The sequence below is a fragment of the Kitasatospora sp. NPDC057542 genome (genome assembly GCF_042801945.1).
Taxonomy (GTDB): Bacteria; Actinomycetota; Actinomycetes; order Streptomycetales; family Streptomycetaceae; genus Kitasatospora.
Genome location: NZ_JBHVFE010000804.1, coordinates 1 through 1744, shown reverse-complemented (window position 1 = coordinate 1744; position 1744 = coordinate 1). Strand labels below are relative to the sequence as shown.

General features: G+C 67.6%; 2 protein-coding genes. One reads left to right on the top strand and one right to left on the bottom strand.

From position 1 onward, the window contains the following. Nucleotides 1-74: 74 nt before the first annotated feature. Entirely contained in the window at nucleotides 75-299 is a 225-nt protein-coding gene (locus ACFU7Y_RS43670) for a hypothetical protein (RefSeq protein WP_224276764.1), read from the bottom strand. Between the two features lie 182 nt (nucleotides 300-481). Here ACFU7Y_RS43670 and ACFU7Y_RS43665 point away from each other — a divergent pair, with 182 nt between their 5' ends. After that, entirely contained in the window at nucleotides 482-1720 is a 1239-nt protein-coding gene (locus ACFU7Y_RS43665; RefSeq protein WP_380772014.1) for an IS701 family transposase, read from the top strand. Nucleotides 1721-1744 lie beyond the last annotated feature (24 nt).

The window sequence follows — 1744 nt, the reverse complement described above, 5'->3', positions numbered from 1 at the left end:
TACGGCAGTTGTAGATCGTGATCTTGTCCATGGGCGGCCGGCCATCGCGATGCTGAGACTCGCTCGACGGGCCTCTATCCCGCCGATCCACCTGCCGGGTCTTCTGCGCCGTCGACGACCGAACGAACGCACTTCATCCAGTCCTCCCAGGCGGCGGGATCCGTCGGCCCACCGTCCGCCTCGATGCCAATGTCGCCCAGGAGCGTGAGAAGGTCGTCCCCGGCGCGGTTCGCGAACTGCCACACGAACCGCGACATGGCCACGAAGGCTTCGCGCTCACTCAACTCGTAGCGACTCATCAGGGCTCTCCATCCTCGGGCGGGGCCCGGCAATCCAGAGCAGGCAGTCGTGATCCTGCGCGCTTGGTCAAGGGTGCGGCCACCGAAGATCATCGTGGTTTGTGAAGACAACGAAGGATCAAGCGGTGGCCGCAGGTCACAGCGTAGACGTTGAACGATGGCAGGCCATGTTCGAGGGCCTGATGAACCGTGTGGCAGGTCGGTTCGCCCGGGTGGAACCCCGCCGCCGGGCCCGCTCCCTGGTACTGGGTCTGCTGTCGGACTTGCCGCGCAAGAACTGCTGGACGATCGCCGAGCACGCCGGGGACACCACCCCCTACGGGATGCAGCACCTACTGGGCCGCGCCAAGTGGGACGCCGACGCGGTCCGCGACGACATCCGTACCTACGTGGTGGACCACCTGGGCGACGAGGAGGCGGTCCTCGTCGTGGACGAGACCGGCGACCTGAAGAAGGGCACCGCGACGGTCGGCGTCCAGCGCCAGTACACCGGCACTGCGGGCAGGATCGAGAACGCCCAGGTCGCGGTCTACCTCGTCTACTCCGCGCAGGCCGGACACGCCGCCGTCGACCGGGAGTTGTACGTCCCTCGCTCCTGGACCGAAGACCGCCGGCGGTGCGGGTCGGCTGGGATCCCCGACCGCGTCGGCTTCGCTACCAAGCCCGCTCTGGCCGCACGGATGATCACCCGCGCCCTGGACTCCGGCGTCCCGGCGCGATGGGTGGCCGGCGACGAGGTCTATGGCGGGAACCCGACTCTTCGCACCGCGCTTGAGCAGCGCGAGGTGGGATACGTCCTCGCGGTCGCCCGTGACCACCCGATCGCTACGCGGGCGGGGAAGTCGCGGGCGGATGCCCTGGTCAAGAAGATGCCTAAGCGGGCCTGGCAGAAGCTCTCGGCCGGGACCGGGGCGAAGGGCCACCGCTTCTACGACTGGGCCGTGGTCCACATTGCCGAAGACCGCCCCGGACATCACCAGCTCCTGGTCCGCCGCAACCGGCGCACAGGCGAACTTGCCTTCTACCGCTGCTATTCACCCACGACTGTGCCGTTGTCCACGCTCGTACGGGTGGCCGGGCGTAGGTGGACGGTCGAGGAGACCTTCCAGTCCGGAAAGGGGCTGACCGGACTGGACGAGCACCAGGTCCGCCGGTGGACGTCCTGGCACCGCTGGGTCACTCTCGCGATGCTCGCGCACGCTTTCCTGGCTGTCGCCACCGCGCACGAACGCGCACACCGGCCCGCCCCCGACGGGCTAATCCCGTTGACCTGCAACGAGATCGCGCATCTGTTCAACACCCTTATCGTGCGGCCTGCTCACACCTCCGAGCACCGCTTCCGCTGGTCCCACTGGCGCCGACGCCATCAGGCCAGAGCCCGCAACAGCCACTATCTGCGACAAGCATCAGCCCGACCATGATCACGATCTACAGCTGCCGTACTA

Coding starts and splice junctions, on each gene's coding strand:
- ACFU7Y_RS43670 (WP_224276764.1), bottom strand. CDS start 299: ATGAGTCGCTACGAGTTGAGTGAGCGCGAAGCCTTCGTGGCCATGTCG.
- ACFU7Y_RS43665 (WP_380772014.1), top strand. CDS start 482: ATGAACCGTGTGGCAGGTCGGTTCGCCCGGGTGGAACCCCGCCGCCGG.